Source organism: Streptomyces sp. S4.7, assembly GCF_010384365.1.
Classification (GTDB): domain Bacteria; phylum Actinomycetota; class Actinomycetes; order Streptomycetales; family Streptomycetaceae; genus Streptomyces.
In genome coordinates this window covers 5488415-5503666 of sequence record NZ_CP048397.1, presented here as the reverse complement: position 1 = coordinate 5503666, position 15252 = coordinate 5488415, and the positions used below count along the sequence as shown (strand labels likewise).

At 71.6% G+C, this 15252-nt stretch carries 14 protein-coding genes; 8 read left to right on the top strand and 6 right to left on the bottom strand.

What is annotated here, in order from left to right; genetic code table 11:
* Positions 1 to 24 precede the first annotated feature (24 nt).
* Positions 25 to 570 carry a GNAT family N-acetyltransferase gene (locus SSPS47_RS24595; RefSeq protein ID WP_164252909.1) on the bottom strand — a complete coding sequence of 182 codons (546 nt, stop codon included), beginning with the start codon at positions 568 to 570 and terminating at the stop codon, positions 25 to 27.
* Between the two features lie 100 nt (positions 571 to 670).
* Between SSPS47_RS24595 and SSPS47_RS24590 the strand changes: the two genes are divergently transcribed.
* The 4 genes from SSPS47_RS24590 to SSPS47_RS24575 all read left to right on the top strand — a co-directional run bounded on the left by SSPS47_RS24590 (position 671) and on the right by SSPS47_RS24575 (position 4498).
* On the top strand, positions 671 to 1246 hold the full coding sequence (locus SSPS47_RS24590; RefSeq protein WP_164252908.1) for a CDP-alcohol phosphatidyltransferase family protein: 576 nt from the start codon (positions 671 to 673) through the stop codon (positions 1244 to 1246).
* Positions 1243 to 2121, top strand: a complete 879-nt coding sequence (locus tag SSPS47_RS24585) for a phosphatidate cytidylyltransferase (RefSeq protein WP_164252907.1) — start codon at positions 1243 to 1245, stop codon at positions 2119 to 2121. Before SSPS47_RS24590 ends, SSPS47_RS24585 begins: the two co-directional genes overlap by 4 nt.
* Positions 2118 to 3584: a lysophospholipid acyltransferase family protein gene (locus SSPS47_RS24580; protein ID WP_239065041.1), complete on the top strand. Its 1467-nt coding sequence runs from the start codon at positions 2118 to 2120 to the stop codon at positions 3582 to 3584. Before SSPS47_RS24585 ends, SSPS47_RS24580 begins: the two co-directional genes overlap by 4 nt.
* 80 nt (positions 3585 to 3664) lie before the next feature.
* Complete coding sequence (locus tag SSPS47_RS24575; RefSeq protein ID WP_164252906.1) at positions 3665 to 4498, top strand: DUF1206 domain-containing protein; 834 nt, start codon at positions 3665 to 3667, stop codon at positions 4496 to 4498.
* Positions 4499 to 4646: 148 nt separating this feature from the next.
* Here SSPS47_RS24575 and pruA read toward each other — a convergent pair whose 3' ends face one another.
* Positions 4647 to 6278 (bottom strand): L-glutamate gamma-semialdehyde dehydrogenase, encoded by a 1632-nt coding sequence (gene pruA / locus SSPS47_RS24570; protein WP_164252905.1) that lies wholly within the window; start codon positions 6276 to 6278, stop codon positions 4647 to 4649.
* Positions 6279 to 6356: 78 nt separating this feature from the next.
* The gene (locus tag SSPS47_RS24565; protein ID WP_164252904.1) at positions 6357 to 7283 is read right to left on the bottom strand and encodes a proline dehydrogenase family protein; all 927 of its coding nucleotides are present in this window, start codon (positions 7281 to 7283) and stop codon (positions 6357 to 6359) included.
* 175 nt (positions 7284 to 7458) lie between these two features.
* Between SSPS47_RS24565 and SSPS47_RS24560 the strand changes: the two genes are divergently transcribed.
* The 4 genes from SSPS47_RS24560 (at position 7459) to SSPS47_RS24545 (ending at position 11340) form a co-directional block, all read left to right on the top strand.
* The gene (locus SSPS47_RS24560; protein ID WP_164252903.1) at positions 7459 to 8601 is read left to right on the top strand and encodes a PucR family transcriptional regulator; all 1143 of its coding nucleotides are present in this window, start codon (positions 7459 to 7461) and stop codon (positions 8599 to 8601) included.
* Between the two features lie 123 nt (positions 8602 to 8724).
* The gene (gene tal / locus SSPS47_RS24555; protein WP_164252902.1) at positions 8725 to 9843 is read left to right on the top strand and encodes a transaldolase; all 1119 of its coding nucleotides are present in this window, start codon (positions 8725 to 8727) and stop codon (positions 9841 to 9843) included.
* A gap of 76 nt (positions 9844 to 9919) precedes the next feature.
* Entirely contained in the window at positions 9920 to 10114 is a 195-nt protein-coding gene (locus SSPS47_RS24550) for a hypothetical protein (RefSeq protein WP_164252901.1), read from the top strand.
* Positions 10090 to 11340: an FAD-dependent oxidoreductase gene (locus SSPS47_RS24545; RefSeq protein ID WP_164252900.1), complete on the top strand. Its 1251-nt coding sequence runs from the start codon at positions 10090 to 10092 to the stop codon at positions 11338 to 11340. The genes SSPS47_RS24550 and SSPS47_RS24545 overlap by 25 nt, the downstream gene beginning before the upstream one ends.
* A gap of 289 nt (positions 11341 to 11629) precedes the next feature.
* Here SSPS47_RS24545 and serA read toward each other — a convergent pair whose 3' ends face one another.
* The 3 genes from serA to ilvN all read right to left on the bottom strand — a co-directional run bounded on the left by serA (position 11630) and on the right by ilvN (position 15231).
* Positions 11630 to 13234 (bottom strand): phosphoglycerate dehydrogenase, encoded by a 1605-nt coding sequence (serA, locus tag SSPS47_RS24540; protein ID WP_147873700.1) that lies wholly within the window; start codon positions 13232 to 13234, stop codon positions 11630 to 11632.
* 314 nt (positions 13235 to 13548) lie between these two features.
* A complete protein-coding gene (ilvC, locus tag SSPS47_RS24535; RefSeq protein WP_164252899.1) occupies positions 13549 to 14550 on the bottom strand; it encodes a ketol-acid reductoisomerase in 1002 nt (333 codons plus the stop codon).
* A 153-nt stretch (positions 14551 to 14703) separates the two neighbouring features.
* Positions 14704 to 15231 carry an acetolactate synthase small subunit gene (gene ilvN, locus SSPS47_RS24530; protein ID WP_078074922.1) on the bottom strand — a complete coding sequence of 176 codons (528 nt, stop codon included), beginning with the start codon at positions 15229 to 15231 and terminating at the stop codon, positions 14704 to 14706.
* Positions 15232 to 15252: the final 21 nt, after the last annotated feature.

Sequence of the window (15252 nt, the reverse complement as noted above, 5' to 3'; positions counted from 1 at the left end):
GCCGGCAGTGTGCGGGTCCGCGGACTACAGCACGTCGCCGTCGCGCCAGTCGAAGATCAACGCGTCGTCGGCGGACGGGAGTTCACGCCCCGGCACCGGCCAGAGACAGGTTGTGCCCTCCTCCTCCGGCAGCCGTACGACCCCGTCCGGGCTCAGCGCCTCGACCCGGCCCTGCCACAGGTGCCAGCCGCGCGAGCCGTAGAGCCCGGCGCCGGAGTCGGACGCGGACAGCGCGCCCAGGTCGTACGCCCGGGCGATCACCCGCTCCAGTACCTCCAGGACCCGGCCGCCGAGCCCGTCCCCGCGCCGGTCCGCGCGCACGGCCACCGCTTCGACGTAACCCACTCGGTATGAACACCCCGCGTGCGTCAACCGGCGCTGGATCACGCTGCCGTGGGCGACGAGCGCGCCTGTCCCGTCCCGTACGAGGACATGGACGCCGCCGAGCCCGTGCGTCCAGTCCTCCTCGCTGAAGGCCCCGTCGAAGGCGTCGTCCAGGAGGGCGCGGATCTCGCCGAGGGTCGCCGGGTCGAGTTCGAAGGTGTGGGCGGTGCGCAGCGGGTCCGACATGCCTCTCACTCTTCCAGGCCGGGCGCCCGCGCACGTACTCAGTGCGCGGTTGAGTAGTTGCTCCGTGTCGAAAAAACGTGCCCGCCGCGACAGTTGGCGCATGAACGGCCTCTACGCACTCAAGCCCTGGTACGCGTCCCGGCTCTCCGGAGTCCGGGCCGCTCTCGTCCATCGTGAGGTGTCGCCCGACACGCTCACCGCGGCGGGTGTCGTCAGCGCGGCCGGTGCGGCAGCCGCCGTGGCGTGGCTGCCCGCCGGACCGCTCGCCGCGCTCCCCGTCGCCGCCCTTCTCGCCGCCCGGCTGGCCTTCGCCAATCTCGACGGGGCGCTGGCCCGCGACAGCGGCCGGACGACGCGGCGCGGCGCCGTCCTCAACGAACTCGGCGACCGCGCGGCCGACTTGGTCGTCCTGGCCGGTTTCCTCGCGCTGGCGCCGCTGTGGCTGGTCGCGGTGGCCGCTCTGGCGGCGACGCTGCCGTCCTGGGTGTCACTGGCGGGTACGGCGGCGGGCGCGCCGCGCCGTAACGGGGGCCCCGTCGGCAAGACCGAACGCTGCCTGCTCGTCGTCATCGCCGCCGCGACGGGCTGGGCGGTGCCCGTGCTCGTCGTGATCGCGGCGGGCTCGGCGCTCACCGCGGTCGTGCGGTTCTGCTGGGTCTGGAGGAAGCTCGCGTGAGCGCCGTCACGATCGCGGGCGAGGCCGTGGGGCGCGCCGTCCCCCTCGTCGCCGGCGCCCTCGGGGCGAGCGGGATCGCGGTGGCGACGCTGCCGTCACGGGTCGCGCTGCGCGCGGAGCTGCGCAAGCGGTGGCGGACGTGGGCGATCGCCGCTCCGGTGTTCCTCGGGGCGCTGTTCCTCGGCGCCGGGGGCGCGTTCGCGCTCGCCGCGGCGCTCGGGGTGACGGCGGTGAGCGAGTACGTACGGATGACGGGGCTGCCGCGTGCGGAGCACGCCGTGCTGGCCGTGGCCGCCGTCGTACTCCCGGCACTGGCGTGGCTGGTGCCGGACGCGCTGGACCCGCGGGCGGTCGATCTGAGGGTGGTGGCGCTGTTCCTCGTGGCGGCGGCGCTCCCGGCGCTGCTGGCCGGTGACCACGAGCGGGGCTTCACCCGCTCCGCGCGCACCGCCTTCGCCCTGTTGTGGATTCCCCTTCCCCTCACCGGACTTGTGGTGCTCGGGGACACGGCGGTCGCGGTCGGGCTGGCGGTGGCGCTCGGCGACGTCGGGGCGTGGTGCGGCGGTACGGCGCTGGGGCGGCGTGGCCCGCTCGCCCGGCCGCTGTCGCCCCTCTCCCCCAGCAAGACATGGGCGGGGGTGCTCGGCGCGGCGGGTGCCACCGCGCTCGTCCTGGCCGCCGTCGGAGCCTTCACGCCGCTGCTGTGGGCGGCCGTGCTGGCCGGCTGCGTACTCGGCGATCTGCTCGAATCCATGGTCAAGCGGGAGGCGGGCGTGAAGGACGCGGGCAGTTGGCTGCCGGGCTTCGGCGGGCTGCTCGACCGGATCGACTCCCTGCTGCTGGCTCTGCTGCTCGCGATGGTGGTGACGGCATGACGGCGGCGCGTTTCGCTTCCCGCGAGGGGGCCGGGGCACGTACGAGGCCGCGACGGCTGCGGCGGCGCTCGGCGATGGCCGGGCAGCGACGTGGGCGCGCGGGGGCGGCCGGCGGCACTGGTTCGGGCGCGGCGGCGGTCGCGTTCGCGGCCGGCCGGGCCGGTGATGTCCGCGGGCGCGAGTCACGGCGGGTTCGGGGAGCCGGGCGGCGCGGTCCCGCGTTCGACCGTGGGCGGACGCGAGGGCGAGGGCGGCGCGCCGTCTCCGGCGGCCCCGGTCCGGCGCCCGCGCCCGCCCTCGCGCCCTCGCTCCTCGGCGCGGTCCTGCGGCGCGCTCTGTGGTGGGTGGTCCTCACCGTCACCGGCGGCGTGCGGCGACGGGGCCAACTGCCGCCCCGTGGCTGCGTAGTTGTGGCCAACCACTCCTCGCACGCCGACACCGCCGCGCTCCTGGCGGCGCTCGGCGCCCGGCACCGTCCCGCCATCGGGGCGGCGGCGGACTACTGGTTCGCCTCGCCGTGGCGACGGCGCGTCTGCCGGGTGCTCGCCGCCGGGTTCCCGGTACGGCGCACCGGCGGCGGCATGGATGACCTGATGTCGATGGCGGACGGGCTGCGGGCCGGCCGCGCGGTCGTTTTGTTCCCCGAGGGCACGCGCGGGGCGGACGGCGGGGTCGGGGCCTTCCACCGCGGCGCCCTGGTGCTCGCGGAGCGCGCGGGTGTCCCGGTCGTCCCGGTGGGGATCGCGGGCACGGACCGGCTGCTGCCCAAGCACGGGCGGCTGCGCTCCTCGCTGGTGCGGGTACGGATCGGGGACCCGCTGCCGCCGTCGGCGACACCGCAGGACGCTCGGGCGGCGGTCGCGGCACTGCACGCCCGGACAGGTGCGGAGCCGCCGCGCGACTCCCCCGTACGGCGCCGCGTGGCGGCGGTGGCCGCGTCCCGCTGGGGGCTGCCGCTGGCCGTCGCGTGGGCCTTCGCAGAGGCGCTGAGCTGGCCGCTGATGCCCGAACTGCTGCTGGGCATCGCGTGCGTGGCCCTCCCCCGTGCGGCGCCCCGGCTCTCCCTCGCCGCGCTCGCCGGAAGCCTCGCCGGTGGGCTGCTGGCCCTCCAACTGGCGAACACGGGGCACCAGTTGCCCGCGCCGCTGACGACGGACCGGATGCGCGCGGAGGTTCGGCACGAGCTCGCGGCCGAGTCGGCTTCCGCCGTACGCCACCAGCCGTGGAACGGCATCCCGTTCAAGGTGTACGCCGCCGAGGCGGGCCGCGCCGATGTGTCGGCGGGCGACTGGCTCGCGGAGTCCGCGCGAGCGCGCGGCGCGCGGACCCTGACGGTCGGCGCCGGCTTCGGAATGCTCGGTCTGCTGCTGCACCGTTTCCGCCGATACTACGGCGCGTACGTGGCTCTCCTGGGTGCCGGCTTCGCCGCCGGTCTCTCCCTCATCGTCGCGGGCTGGAGCTGAGCCGACCCGCCGCGCCGTTTCCGGGCCCCGTTTCCGCGCCCGAGTCGGGGGCACTCGACGGACGATGGGGAGGGTGCCAAATGAACGCAGACACGATGTCACTCAGAGGCCGTGGCAAGGGCCGTCAGGCGGCGAACAGTTCGGCGATGGACGCCGCGGCACGCTGGGGTTTCGCCGCGCGCGGCGTCATCTATCTGCTGATCGGGTTGCTGGCGTTGCAGATCGCGTTCGGAGGCGGCGGACAGCAGGCCGACCGCGGTGGCGCGCTGGCCGAGATCGGCGAGAAGCCCATGGGCTCGTTCGTCCTGTGGGCACTGGGAATCGGTCTCGTCGGAATGTGCCTGTGGCGGCTGTCCGAGGCGCTGTTCGGCGCTTCGGGGCCCGACGGCCACAAGACGAGCACGCGGCTGCTGTCGGCCGGGCGCTTCCTCTTCTACGGCTTCGTGGCCTACTCGGTCCTCACCTTCGCCGCCGGTGACAAGGGCGGTTCGTCGGGCGACCAGCAGTCGCAGGACGTCACGGCCAAGGCGATGGAGCTGCCCGCCGGTCAGTGGCTGGTCGGCGCCGCCGGTATCGGGATCCTGGGCGCCGGTCTGTGGATCGGGGTGCGCGCCGCGAAGCGGTCGTACCACAAGCACCTCAAGCTCGGTCAGATGTCCCGGGGGGCGAAGCGCTACATCGACGTGACCGGGGTCGGCGGCGGACTCGCGCGCGGGGTGCTGTTCGCGGCGCTGGGCTGGTTCGTGATCAAGGCGGCCATGGACTACGAGCCCGACAAGGCGAAGGGCTTCGACGCCACGCTGCGCTCGTTCACGGACACCCCCGCCGGTCCCTGGCTGCTCGTGCTGGTGGCGCTGGGGCTGGTGCTCTTCGGGATGTTCTCGTTCGGCATGGCGCGCTACCGCAAGGTCTGAGCCGGGCAACCGGGTCGTGCCGGTGCCCTCACCTCCGTACGGAGGTGAGGGCACCGGCACGACCTCTTTGTCAGGAAGACACCGCCCCCGAACCGGGGTTCGGGCCGGCACGGGGGCGGGGGTTGTGGGGCCGACGGGCCGGGGCGGCTCAGCCCATGTGCGGGTAGCGGTAGTCCGTCGGGGACACGAGCGATTCCTTGATCGCACGGGTCAGGGTCCACCGCATCAGGTTCTGCGGGGCGCCCGCCTTGTCGTTGGTGCCGGAGGCACGGCCGCCGCCGAAGGGCTGCTGGCCGACCACGGCGCCGGTCGACTTGTCGTTGATGTAGAAGTTGCCCGCGGCGTAGCGGAGCTTGGCCATCGCGTCGGCCGCCGCCGCACGGTCACCGGCGATGACGGCGCCGGTCAGCGCGTACGCGGAGACGGACTCCATCTGCGTCAGCATCGCGTCGTACTCCGCGTCCTCGTAGACGTGGACGGCGAGGATGGGGCCGAAGTACTCGGTCGTGAAGACCTCGTTGGCCGGGTCGGTGCAGGCGATGACCGTGGGGCGTACGAAGTATCCGACGGAGTCGTCGTACGTGCCACCGGCGATGATGGTGCACGTCGGGTCGGCGGCGGCACGGTCGATCGCGGCCTTGTTCTTCGCGAAGGCCCGCTCGTCGATCACGGCGCCGATGAAGTTCGACAGGTCGGTGACGTCGCCCATGGCGATGGCGTCGACCTCCGCGCCGAACTCCTCCTTGAAGCCGTCGTTCCAGATCGAGGCCGGGACGTACGCGCGCGAGGACGCCGAGCACTTCTGGCCCTGGAACTCGAACGACCCGCGGGTCAGCGCCGTCTTGAGGACACCGCGGTCGGCACTCGGGTGGGCAACGACGAAGTCCTTGCCGCCGGTCTCGCCGACGATGCGCGGGTAGGAGCGGTACTTCTCGATGTTGCCGCCGACGGTCTTCCACAGGTGCTGGAAGGTCTTCGTGGAGCCGGTGAAGTGGATGCCCGCCAGCTCGGGGTGGCCCAGCGCCACCTCGGACACGGCCAGTCCGTCGCCGGTCACCAGGTTGATGACGCCCTTGGGCAGCCCCGCCTCTTCAAGAAGGCTCATCAGCAGGACGGCGGCGTGCGTCTGGGTGGGCGACGGCTTCCAGACGACGACGTTGCCCATCAGCGCGGGCGCGGTCGGCAGGTTGCCCGCGATGGCGGTGAAGTTGAAGGGCGTGATCGCGTAGACGAAGCCTTCGAGCGGCCGGTGGTCGAGCCGGTTCCACACGCCCGTCGAGTTGGCGCGCGGCTGCTCGGCGAGGATCTCGCGCGCGTAGGAGACGTTGAAGCGCCAGAAGTCGATCAGCTCGCACGGGGTGTCGATCTCGGCCTGCTGAATGGTCTTCGACTGGCCGAGCATCGTCGAGGCGGCCAGCGTCTCGCGCCACGGCCCTGAGAGCAGCTCGGCCGCGCGCAGGATGATCGCGGCGCGGTCGTCGAAGGCCATCGCGCGCCAGCCCGGCGCAGCGGCGAGAGCGGCGTCCACGGCGGCCTGGGCGTCCTGCTCGGTGGCATTGCCGTACGTACCGAGAACGGCCTGGTGGTTGTGCGGCTGTACGACGTCGAAGCGCTCGCCGCCGCCCATCCGCTTCACGCCCCCGATGGTCATCGGCAGGTCGACGGGGTGGTCGGCCAGCTCCTTGAGCTTGGCTTCGAGGCGGGTGCGCTCCGGGGAGCCGGGGGCGTAGCCGTGCACCGGCTCGTTGACCGGCGTGGGGACCTGGGTCACAGCGTCCATGGTTGCCGAATCTCCTTGATCAGTAGACGGTTCACGGTCGACGGTCGTGGGCGGCGGTGGCGCCGTCGTGACGGGTGCTCAGCCGCGGGTGGCGAGCGAGCGCAGGAAGAAGGCGAGGTTGGCGGGGCGTTCCGCCAGCCGGCGCATGAAGTAGCCGTACCAGTCGGTGCCGTACGCGATGTAGACACGCACCCGGTGGCCCTCGGCGGCCAGACGGCGCTGCTCGGCCTCCCGGATGCCGTAGAGCATCTGGAACTCGTACGCGTCGGGCGTGCGTCCGGCCCGTATCGCGAGCTCCTGCGAGATCGCGATCAGGCGCGGGTCGTGCGTCCCGATCATCGGGTGTCCTTCGCCGGCCATCAGGGTCTTGAGGCAGCGCACGTACGCCTTGTCGACCTCGCCCTTGTCCTGGTGCGCGACGCGTGCGGGTTCCTTGTAGGCGCCCTTGACGAGCCGTACTCGCGAGCCCGAAGCCGCGAGCGCGCGGCAGTCGTCCTCCGTACGGAAGAGGTACGACTGGACGACGGCGCCGGTCTCCGGGAAGCGCTCACGCAGCGTGGAGTGGATGGCGAGCGTCGAATCGACGGTCGTGTGATCCTCCATGTCCAGCGTAACGGTGGTGCCGATCTCGGAGGCCGCCTCGACGACGGTGGTGATGTTGCGCAGCGCGAGGTCGTGGCCGCCGCGCAGGGTCTGTCCGAAGGAGGAGAGCTTCACCGACATCTCGGCGCGGGTGCCGAGGCCCAGCGGCGCGAGGGCCTCGATCAGCTTCAGGTAGGCGTCGCGGGCGTGCAGTGCCTCGGCCGGGTCCGTGATGTCCTCGCCGAGGACGTCCATGGTGACTTCGAGGCCGCTGTCGGCCATGTCCTGGATGACGGGCGTCGTACCGTCGACGGTCTCGCCGGCGATGAAACGGTGCACGACGGGCCTGGTGACCGGCGCGGCCGAGACGACGCGCCGCATCGTGTCGCTGCGCGACGCGGCGAGAATCACGGGACCCAGCACAGGGCACCTCCACGGAAGAGAACGAGCAGGCCGTACGGGGCGCGAACGCCCGGCCGCGGCACGGAGAACCACTGCGAAATCTAGGGACCGCTCCGATCCTCTGCCATCGACACCTGTCACGCATCCGTGGCCGGGATCTCAGACATATGTCTGAAGGCGGTGCGAGAATATCCGGATGAAGGACGATTACCAGGAGCTGGTCGACGAGATCTCGGCGCTGCTCGGCATGCCGCTCACGCTGGAGAACCGGGACTTCGGGCTGATCGCCTTCGGGGTGCACGACAGCGACGACGAGGGCGTGATGGATCCCGTCAGGACGCGGTCGATCCTGACGCGGAAGTCCACCCCCGCGGTGCGCGACTGGTTCGAGGGCTTCGGTATCACCCGGGCGACCGGCCCCGTCCGTATCCCCGCCGCGCCGGACGCCGGGGTCTTCCGGGGGCGGATCTGTCTGCCCGTACGGCACCGGGGCACGGTGCTCGGCTACGTATGGCTGCTCGACGACACCGGCCGGGGCCTCACCGACGACCGATTGGCGGCGGCCATGGAGGTGACGGGGCGGATCGGGGCACTGCTCGCGGAGGAGGTGCGGGCGGGCACGGACCTGGCGCGCGAGTTCCGTGCCGTACTGATGGCGGAGCGCGGCTGGCAGCGCGACATGGCGGTGGACGCGCTGCGTACGGCGCTGGGGCCGGGCGGGGACGGGCCGCACGTGGTGCTGTGCGTCACGCCGTGGCGGGGCGCGGACCCGACGGTGCGCGCGGTGGCGGGCACGGCGGCGCTGTGCACGCTGCCGGATCTGTCGCTGGCCCTGCTCGTACGGCTCCGGTCGGCCGACGCCCTGGGCCCCGCGCTGGCGGCGACGGAGCGGCTGCGTGACGCCGCGGGCCCGGAAGCCACCGCCGGAGCGGCGACGCCGCGCCGCGGCCTGGCCGAACTCCCCGACGCCTGGCACGAATCGCTCTCGGCGGCCCACGCCTCGGCGGCGCAGCCCCGCTACGGCCCCGTCGCCCAGTGGTCGGAGATCGGCCCGTACCGGCTGCTGACCTCGGTGCCCGCGGTCACCGACCCGGTGGTGCGCCCGCTGCTGACACCCGCGCACACGGACCTGACACACACGGCGGAGGTCTACCTCGACCTCGCGGGCCAGGCGGGCCGTACGGCGTCGGAGCTGGGCATCCACCGTCAGACCCTCTACTACCGGCTGTCCCGCATCGAACAGCTGACGGGCCTGGACCTGGCGGACGGCGAGGACCGGCTGCTGCTGCACATGGCGCTGAAGTCCGCCCGCCTGGAGTCCGCCCGGCTGAGGTCCTGAGAACCGTTGGGGATCCAGTAAATATCCTGTCAAATAAGCGTAAATCGGCGTTACCGTGGAGGCGGGAGCTCCGACCCACCCGACGGCGCGCGAACGTCCCCGCACCGACGCATAAAGTTGATCATGAATGCCCACCTGGACCGGCTGACCGCCGAAGGTGTGGCGATCTGGCTCGACGACCTGAACCGGGAGCGGCTCGCCGGTGGCGAGCTGGCCGAACTGGTGCGCGAACAGCGGGTCGTGGGGATCACCAGTAATCCGACGATCTTCGCCAAGGCGATCCGCTCGGGATCCCGCTACCACGCACAGGTCGCCGATCTGGCCCGGCGCGGCGTACGGGTCGAGGAAGCCGTCAGGGCGCTGACCGCGTTCGACGTGCGCTGGGCCTGTGACGTACTGCGACCGGTGTACGAGGCAGGCGACGGGGCGGACGGACGGGTGTCGCTGGAGGTGGACCCGCGCGTCGCCCACGACACGGCGGCGACGATCGCCGAGGCGCGCGCCCTGTGGTGGCTGGTGGACCGACCGAACATGTTCGTGAAGATCCCCGCCACCGAGGCCGGGCTGGAGGCGATCAGCACCGCGCTCGCGGAGGGCATCAGCGTCAACGTGACGCTGATCTTCTCCCTCGACCGCTACGACCAGGTGCGGCGCGCCTTCCTCGACGGCATGGCCCGAGCACGCGCGGCAGGCCGTGACCTGGCGTCCATCGCGTCGGTCGCCTCCTTCTTCGTCAGCCGGGTGGACACCGAGGTCGACAGCCGGCTGGACAAGATCGGCACGCCCGAGGCGCGAGCGCTGCGCGGACGGGCCGCGATCGCCAACGCGCGCCTCGCCTACCAGCACTTCGAGCGGGCCGCCGCGTCCGAGGAGTGGCAGGCGTTGGCGGCGGCCGGGATGCGCCCGCAGCGGCCGTTGTGGGCCTCCACCGGGGTGAAGGATCCCGCGTACGCCGACACCCGTTACGTCGACGAACTGGTGGCGCCCATGGTGGTCAACACGATGCCGGAGCAGACCCTGCGCGCGGTCGCCGATCACGGGCGCGTCAGCGGTGACACCGTCCACGGCACGTACGCGGCGTCCCGGCGGCTGCTGGACGATCTGGGGGCCGTCGGAGTGTCCTACGACGACGTGGTGCGGGTGCTGGAGGACGAGGGCGTCGGCAAGTTCGCCGCCTCCGGCGAGGAGCTGTTCGGGCAACTGGACTCGGAGCTGCACGCCACACACCCGGCCGCCGCCTGACGCCGCCGGTCACCGGTCACCGGTCACGGCGCACCATTCACCGAGCACGCGATCACCACCGAGCACGCGATCACCGATGACTCGAGCGGCTGTGGCCGCGCTCGGACACACCGGTGAACAGACCAACCGCCCCCGGACCACCGTCATGAACGACGATGACCTCGCCGCGCGCGCCGCCGACAGGGACCCGATCGCCGAGCGCACCACCATCGACCTGCGGGCAGCCGACGCAGCAGAGGAGAGAGCATGGCCGCCAACCCAGCATTCGTGATCGTCGGAGCCGGCCTGGCCGGAGCGAAGGCAGCGGAGACCCTCCGTGAAGAGGGCTTCGACGGCCCGATCGCGCTGCTCGGAGAGGAGAGCGAGCGCCCTTACGAACGGCCGCCACTCTCCAAGGGCTATCTGCAGGGCAAGGACGAACGCGAGACCGCCTTCGTCCACCCTTCCGGGTGGTACGCCGAGCACGACGTCGATCTGCGGCTGGGCACCACGGTCACCGCGATCGACCCGGCCGCCCACGAGGTCACGCTCTCCGACGGCGGCCGCGTCGGCTACGCGAAGCTGCTCCTGACCACCGGCTCCTCGCCCCGCCGTCTGTCGCTGCCCGGAGCCGACCTCGGAGGGGTGCTCCATCTGCGCCGGTTCGCCGACAGCGACCGCATCAAGGAGACGTTCGGGTCCGCGTCCCGGGTCGTGGTGATCGGCGCGGGCTGGATCGGCCTGGAGACGGCTGCCGCCGCCCGCGCGGCCGGACTTGAGGTCACGGTCCTGGAGACGGCGGAACTCCCGCTGCTCCAGGTGCTGGGCCGGGAAGCCGCCCGGATCTTCGCCCGTCTGCACACCGATAACGGGGTCGAGCTGCGCTGCGGCGTCAAGGTCTCGGAAATCACCGGCACCGACGGCCGGGCGACCGGTGTGCTGCTGGCCGACGGCAGCCGCCTCGACACCGACGCGGTGATCGTCGGCGTCGGCATCACCCCCAACACCCGACTCGCCGCGGCGGCCGGCCTGGAGGTCGACAACGGCATCCGCGTCGACGCCCATCTGCTCACGTCCCGGCCGGACGTCCACGCCGCGGGGGACGTCGCCAACGCCTTCCACCCGTTGCTGGGCAAGCACATCCGCGTCGAGCACTGGGCCAACGCCCTCAACCAGCCCCGGACCGCGGCGAAGACGATGCTCGGCCAGGACGTGACGTACGACCGCGTGCCCTACTTCTTCACCGATCAGTACGACTTGGGCATGGAGTACACCGGCTACGCCGAACCCGGCTCCTACGACCAGGTCGTCTTCCGCGGCTCGACGCAGACGCGGGAGTTCATCGCGTTCTGGCTCGCCGGAGGTCGTGTGCTGGCCGGGATGAACGTCAACGTCTGGGACGTCACCGACCCGATCCGCGACCTCGTCACCTCCGGCCGGACGGTCGACGCGAACGAACTCGCCGACACGGACGTGCCCCTGACGGACCTTCTCGCACGCGCCGAGAAGACCGGCTGACCGGGCGACGGCGACCCCTCGCGGGCCTGTCGGGCATGAGCGGCGCGAGTCCGCTGTTGGCGGCCAACTCCCGCACCGTCTTGGCGAGTCGACGCTCGGAAGCGCCCGTGGCACGTTCGAACGCGGGACTCGCCGCGCCCTGGCCGAGCGCCCTGGCCGAGCGGCCGGCGCGGACGCCCGTCGCCACCGACAGACCGCCCCCGCCCGCGGCGCGGTGAGGGACGCGGCGAGGGGCCCCGGGATGCTCTCCCGGGGCCCCTCGCCGTGTTCAACGGTCGGGCGCGGCCGATCAGTCGGTCAGATCCACCGAACGCGCCGAGTTCGCACCGATCTCGGCGGAGATCTCCGCCAGCACCGCCGGCGGCACGTTGTCGTCGACGGACAGGACGACCAGTGCCTCGCCGCCCTCCTCCGCGCGCGAGACCTGCATCCCCGCGATGTTGAGCCCCGCCTCACCGAGGATCCGGCCGACGGTGCCGACGACACCCGGACGGTCCTCGTACCGCAGGACGACCATGTGGTCGGCCAGGGACACGTCGACGTCGTACTCACCGATCGCGACGATCTTCTGCAGGTGCTTCGGACCGGCCAGCGTGCCGGAGACCGACACGTCCTCGCCGCCCGAGAGCGTGCCCCGCACGGTGACCACGTTGCGGTGGTCGGGCGACTCGCTCGACGTCGTGAGGCGTACCTCCACGCCGCGCTCCTGCGCGAACAGCGGGGCGTTCACGTAGGACACCGTCTCGTCGACGACATCCTCGAACACGCCCTTCAGCGCGGACAGTTCGAGCACCTTCACATCGTGCTGCGTGATCTCGCCGTAGACCTCGACATCGAGGCGTACGGCGACCTCGCCCGCCAGCGCCGTGAAGATCCGGCCCAGCTTCTCGGCGAGCGGCAGACCCGGCCGTACGTCCTCGGCGATGACCCCGCCCTGGACGTTGACCGCGTCGGGCACGAGCTCACCGGCGAGCGCGAGGCGCACCGACCTGGCGACCGACACGCCCGCCTTCTCCTGCGCCTCGTCCGTCGACGCGCCGAGGTGCGGGGTGCAGACGACCTGGTCGAACTGGAACAGCGGGGAGTCCGTGCAGGGCTCCTTCGCGTAGACGTCCAGACCGGCGCCCGCGACGCGACCCTCCTTGAGCGCGGAGGCCAGGGCCTCCTCGTCCACGATCCCGCCGCGTGCGGCGTTGACGATCCGCACAGTCGGCTTGACCTTGTGCAGCGCCTCGTCCCCGATCAGGCCCAGGGTCTCGGGGGTCTTCGGCAGGTGCACGGTGATGAAGTCCGACACCTCCAGCAGCTCGTCCAGCGAGAGCAGCTTGACGCCCATCTGCGCGGCTCGCGCGGGCTGCACGTAGGGGTCGTACGCGACGATCTTCATCCCGAACGCCGACATGCGCTGCGCGACCAGGACACCGATGCGGCCGAGGCCGACGACGCCGAGCGTCTTCTCGCTCAGCTCGACGCCCGTGTACTTGCTGCGCTTCCACTCGCCGTTCTTCAGGGCGGTGTTGGCCTGCGGGATGTTGCGCGCCGTGGCCACCAGCAGACCGCAGGCCAGCTCGGCGGCGGTGATGATGTTGGAGGTCGGCGCGTTGACGACCATGACGCCGGCCTTGGTGGCGGCGGAGACGTCGACGTTGTCGAGACCGACACCGGCGCGGGCGACGACCCTCAGCTTCTTCGCCGCGGCGACGGCCTCGGCGTCGACCTTGGTCGCGGAGCGGACGAGGATCGCGTCCACGTCGGCGATGGCGGGCAGCAGTTCGGCGCGATCGGCGCCGTTGCAGTGCCTGATCTCGAAGTCCGGGCCGAGCGCGTCGACAGTGGCGGGCGACAGCTCTTCGGCGATGAGTACAACCGGCTTTTCGTTGGAACGCGAGCTCACGTGGGTCCTCACAAGTCCATTGCGGACGGCCGTCCCGACGGCCGCAGGCGGCGGAGGGTGCCAGGCCCTGGTCCGGGCCTGATCGCGTGGAAGACGCACGACATTGTGGGCCTGACGCGGATGTATGCAGCAGTGTAGTGGTGTCGGCGGCAGGGGTTTCCCGCCTCGGCGGGCAGATCACCCGTACGTGGTCGGACCCCGCCACAAGCGCTCACCGACGGCCGTCCGGCGACCTCTTCGAGGGCCTGGCGACGGGCCGTTCGACGGCCGGTCCGGTGCCGGGCCCGCGCTTTGGGCCCGGCACCGTGAACGCCTCAGGCGTCGTCGTTGTCGACCCAGCTCATCAGCTTGCGCAGCTCGCGGCCCGTGCTCTCCAGCAGCGAGTCGCTGTCGGCCTTCTTGTACTCGTTGTACTTCTTCAGACCGCCGTGGTACTCGTCCATCCAGTTCTTGGCGAACGTGCCGTCCTGGATCTCGGCGAGGACCTTCTTCATCTCGGCCTTGGTCTGGTCCGTGATGATTCGCGGGCCGGTGACGTAGTCGCCCCACTCGGCGGTCTCGGAGACCGACCAGCGCATCTTGTCCAGGCCGCCCTCGTACATCAGGTCCACGATCAGCTTCAGCTCGTGGAGGCACTCGAAGTACGCGATCTCCGGCTGGTAACCGGCCTCGACCAGCGTCTCGAAGCCGGCCTTGACCAGCGCGGACGTACCGCCGCAGAGGACGACCTGCTCACCGAAGAGGTCGGTCTCGGTCTCCTCGCTGAAGGTCGTCTTGATGACGCCGGCGCGCGTGCCGCCGATGCCCTTCGCGTAGCTCAGCGCCAGCTCGAAGCCCTTGCCGGTGGCGTCCTGCTCGACGGCCGCGATACACGGCACGCCGCGGCCCTCCTCGTACTGACGGCGGACGAGGTGGCCGGGGCCCTTCGGGGCGACCATGGCGACGTCGACACCGGCGGGCGGCTTGATGAAGCCGAAGCGGATGTTGAGGCCGTGTCCGAAGAAGAGCGCGTCGCCGTCCTTCAGGTTGTCCTTGATGGACTCCTCGTAGACCTGCCCCTGGATCGGGTCCGGCACCAGGATCATGATGACGTCGGCCTCGGCCGCCGCGGCGGCGGGCGTCACCACGCGCAGGCCCTGCTCCTCGGCCTTCGCCCTGGACTTGGAACCCTCGTGCAGGCCGACCCGGACGTCGACACCCGAGTCACGGAGCGACAGCGCGTGGGCGTGGCCCTGGCTGCCGTAGCCGATGACCGCGACCTTGCGGCTCTGGATGATGGACAGGTCGGCATCGTCGTCGTAGAACAGCTCGGCCACTGGGTCTTCTCCTTGGTGTGCAAACTGGGGTGTCGCGGTGTGAGCCCCACCGTACGGCGGAGCGGGTGAAGGGAGTCTCACGGTCTCGGCATGCGAACCGGGGTGCCGTACGGCTCCGACGGCGCGGGCTCCGCGCGCCGTCGGAGCGGGTGCCTACGCGCTGCGGTCGAGCGCCCGCAGGCTGCGGTCGGTGATGGACCGCGCGCCGCGCCCTATGGCGATCGTGCCGGACTGGACCAGCTCCTTGATGCCGAACTGCTCCAGCATCTTCAGCATCGCGTCGAGCTTGTCACTCGATCCGGTGGCCTCGATGGTGACGGCCTCGGGCGAGACGTCCACGGTCTTGGCGCGGAAGAGCTGCACGATCTCGACGATCTGGGAGCGGGTCTCGTTGTCGGCGCGGACCTTCACCAGGACGAGCTCGCGCTGGATCGCGGCGCCGGGCTCGAGTTCGACGATCTTCAGGACGTTGATCAGCTTGTTGAGCTGCTTCGTCACCTGTTCGAGCGGCAGGTCCTCGACGTTGACCACGATGGTGATGCGGGAGATGTCGGGGTGCTCGGTGACACCCACCGCGAGTGAGTCGATGTTGAAACCGCGCCGGGAGAACAGCGCGGCGATCCTGGCCAGGATGCCGGGGGTGTTCTCCACCAGGACGGAGAGGGTGTGCTTGGAAGACATTTTCGTCGTTCTTTCTCTCGC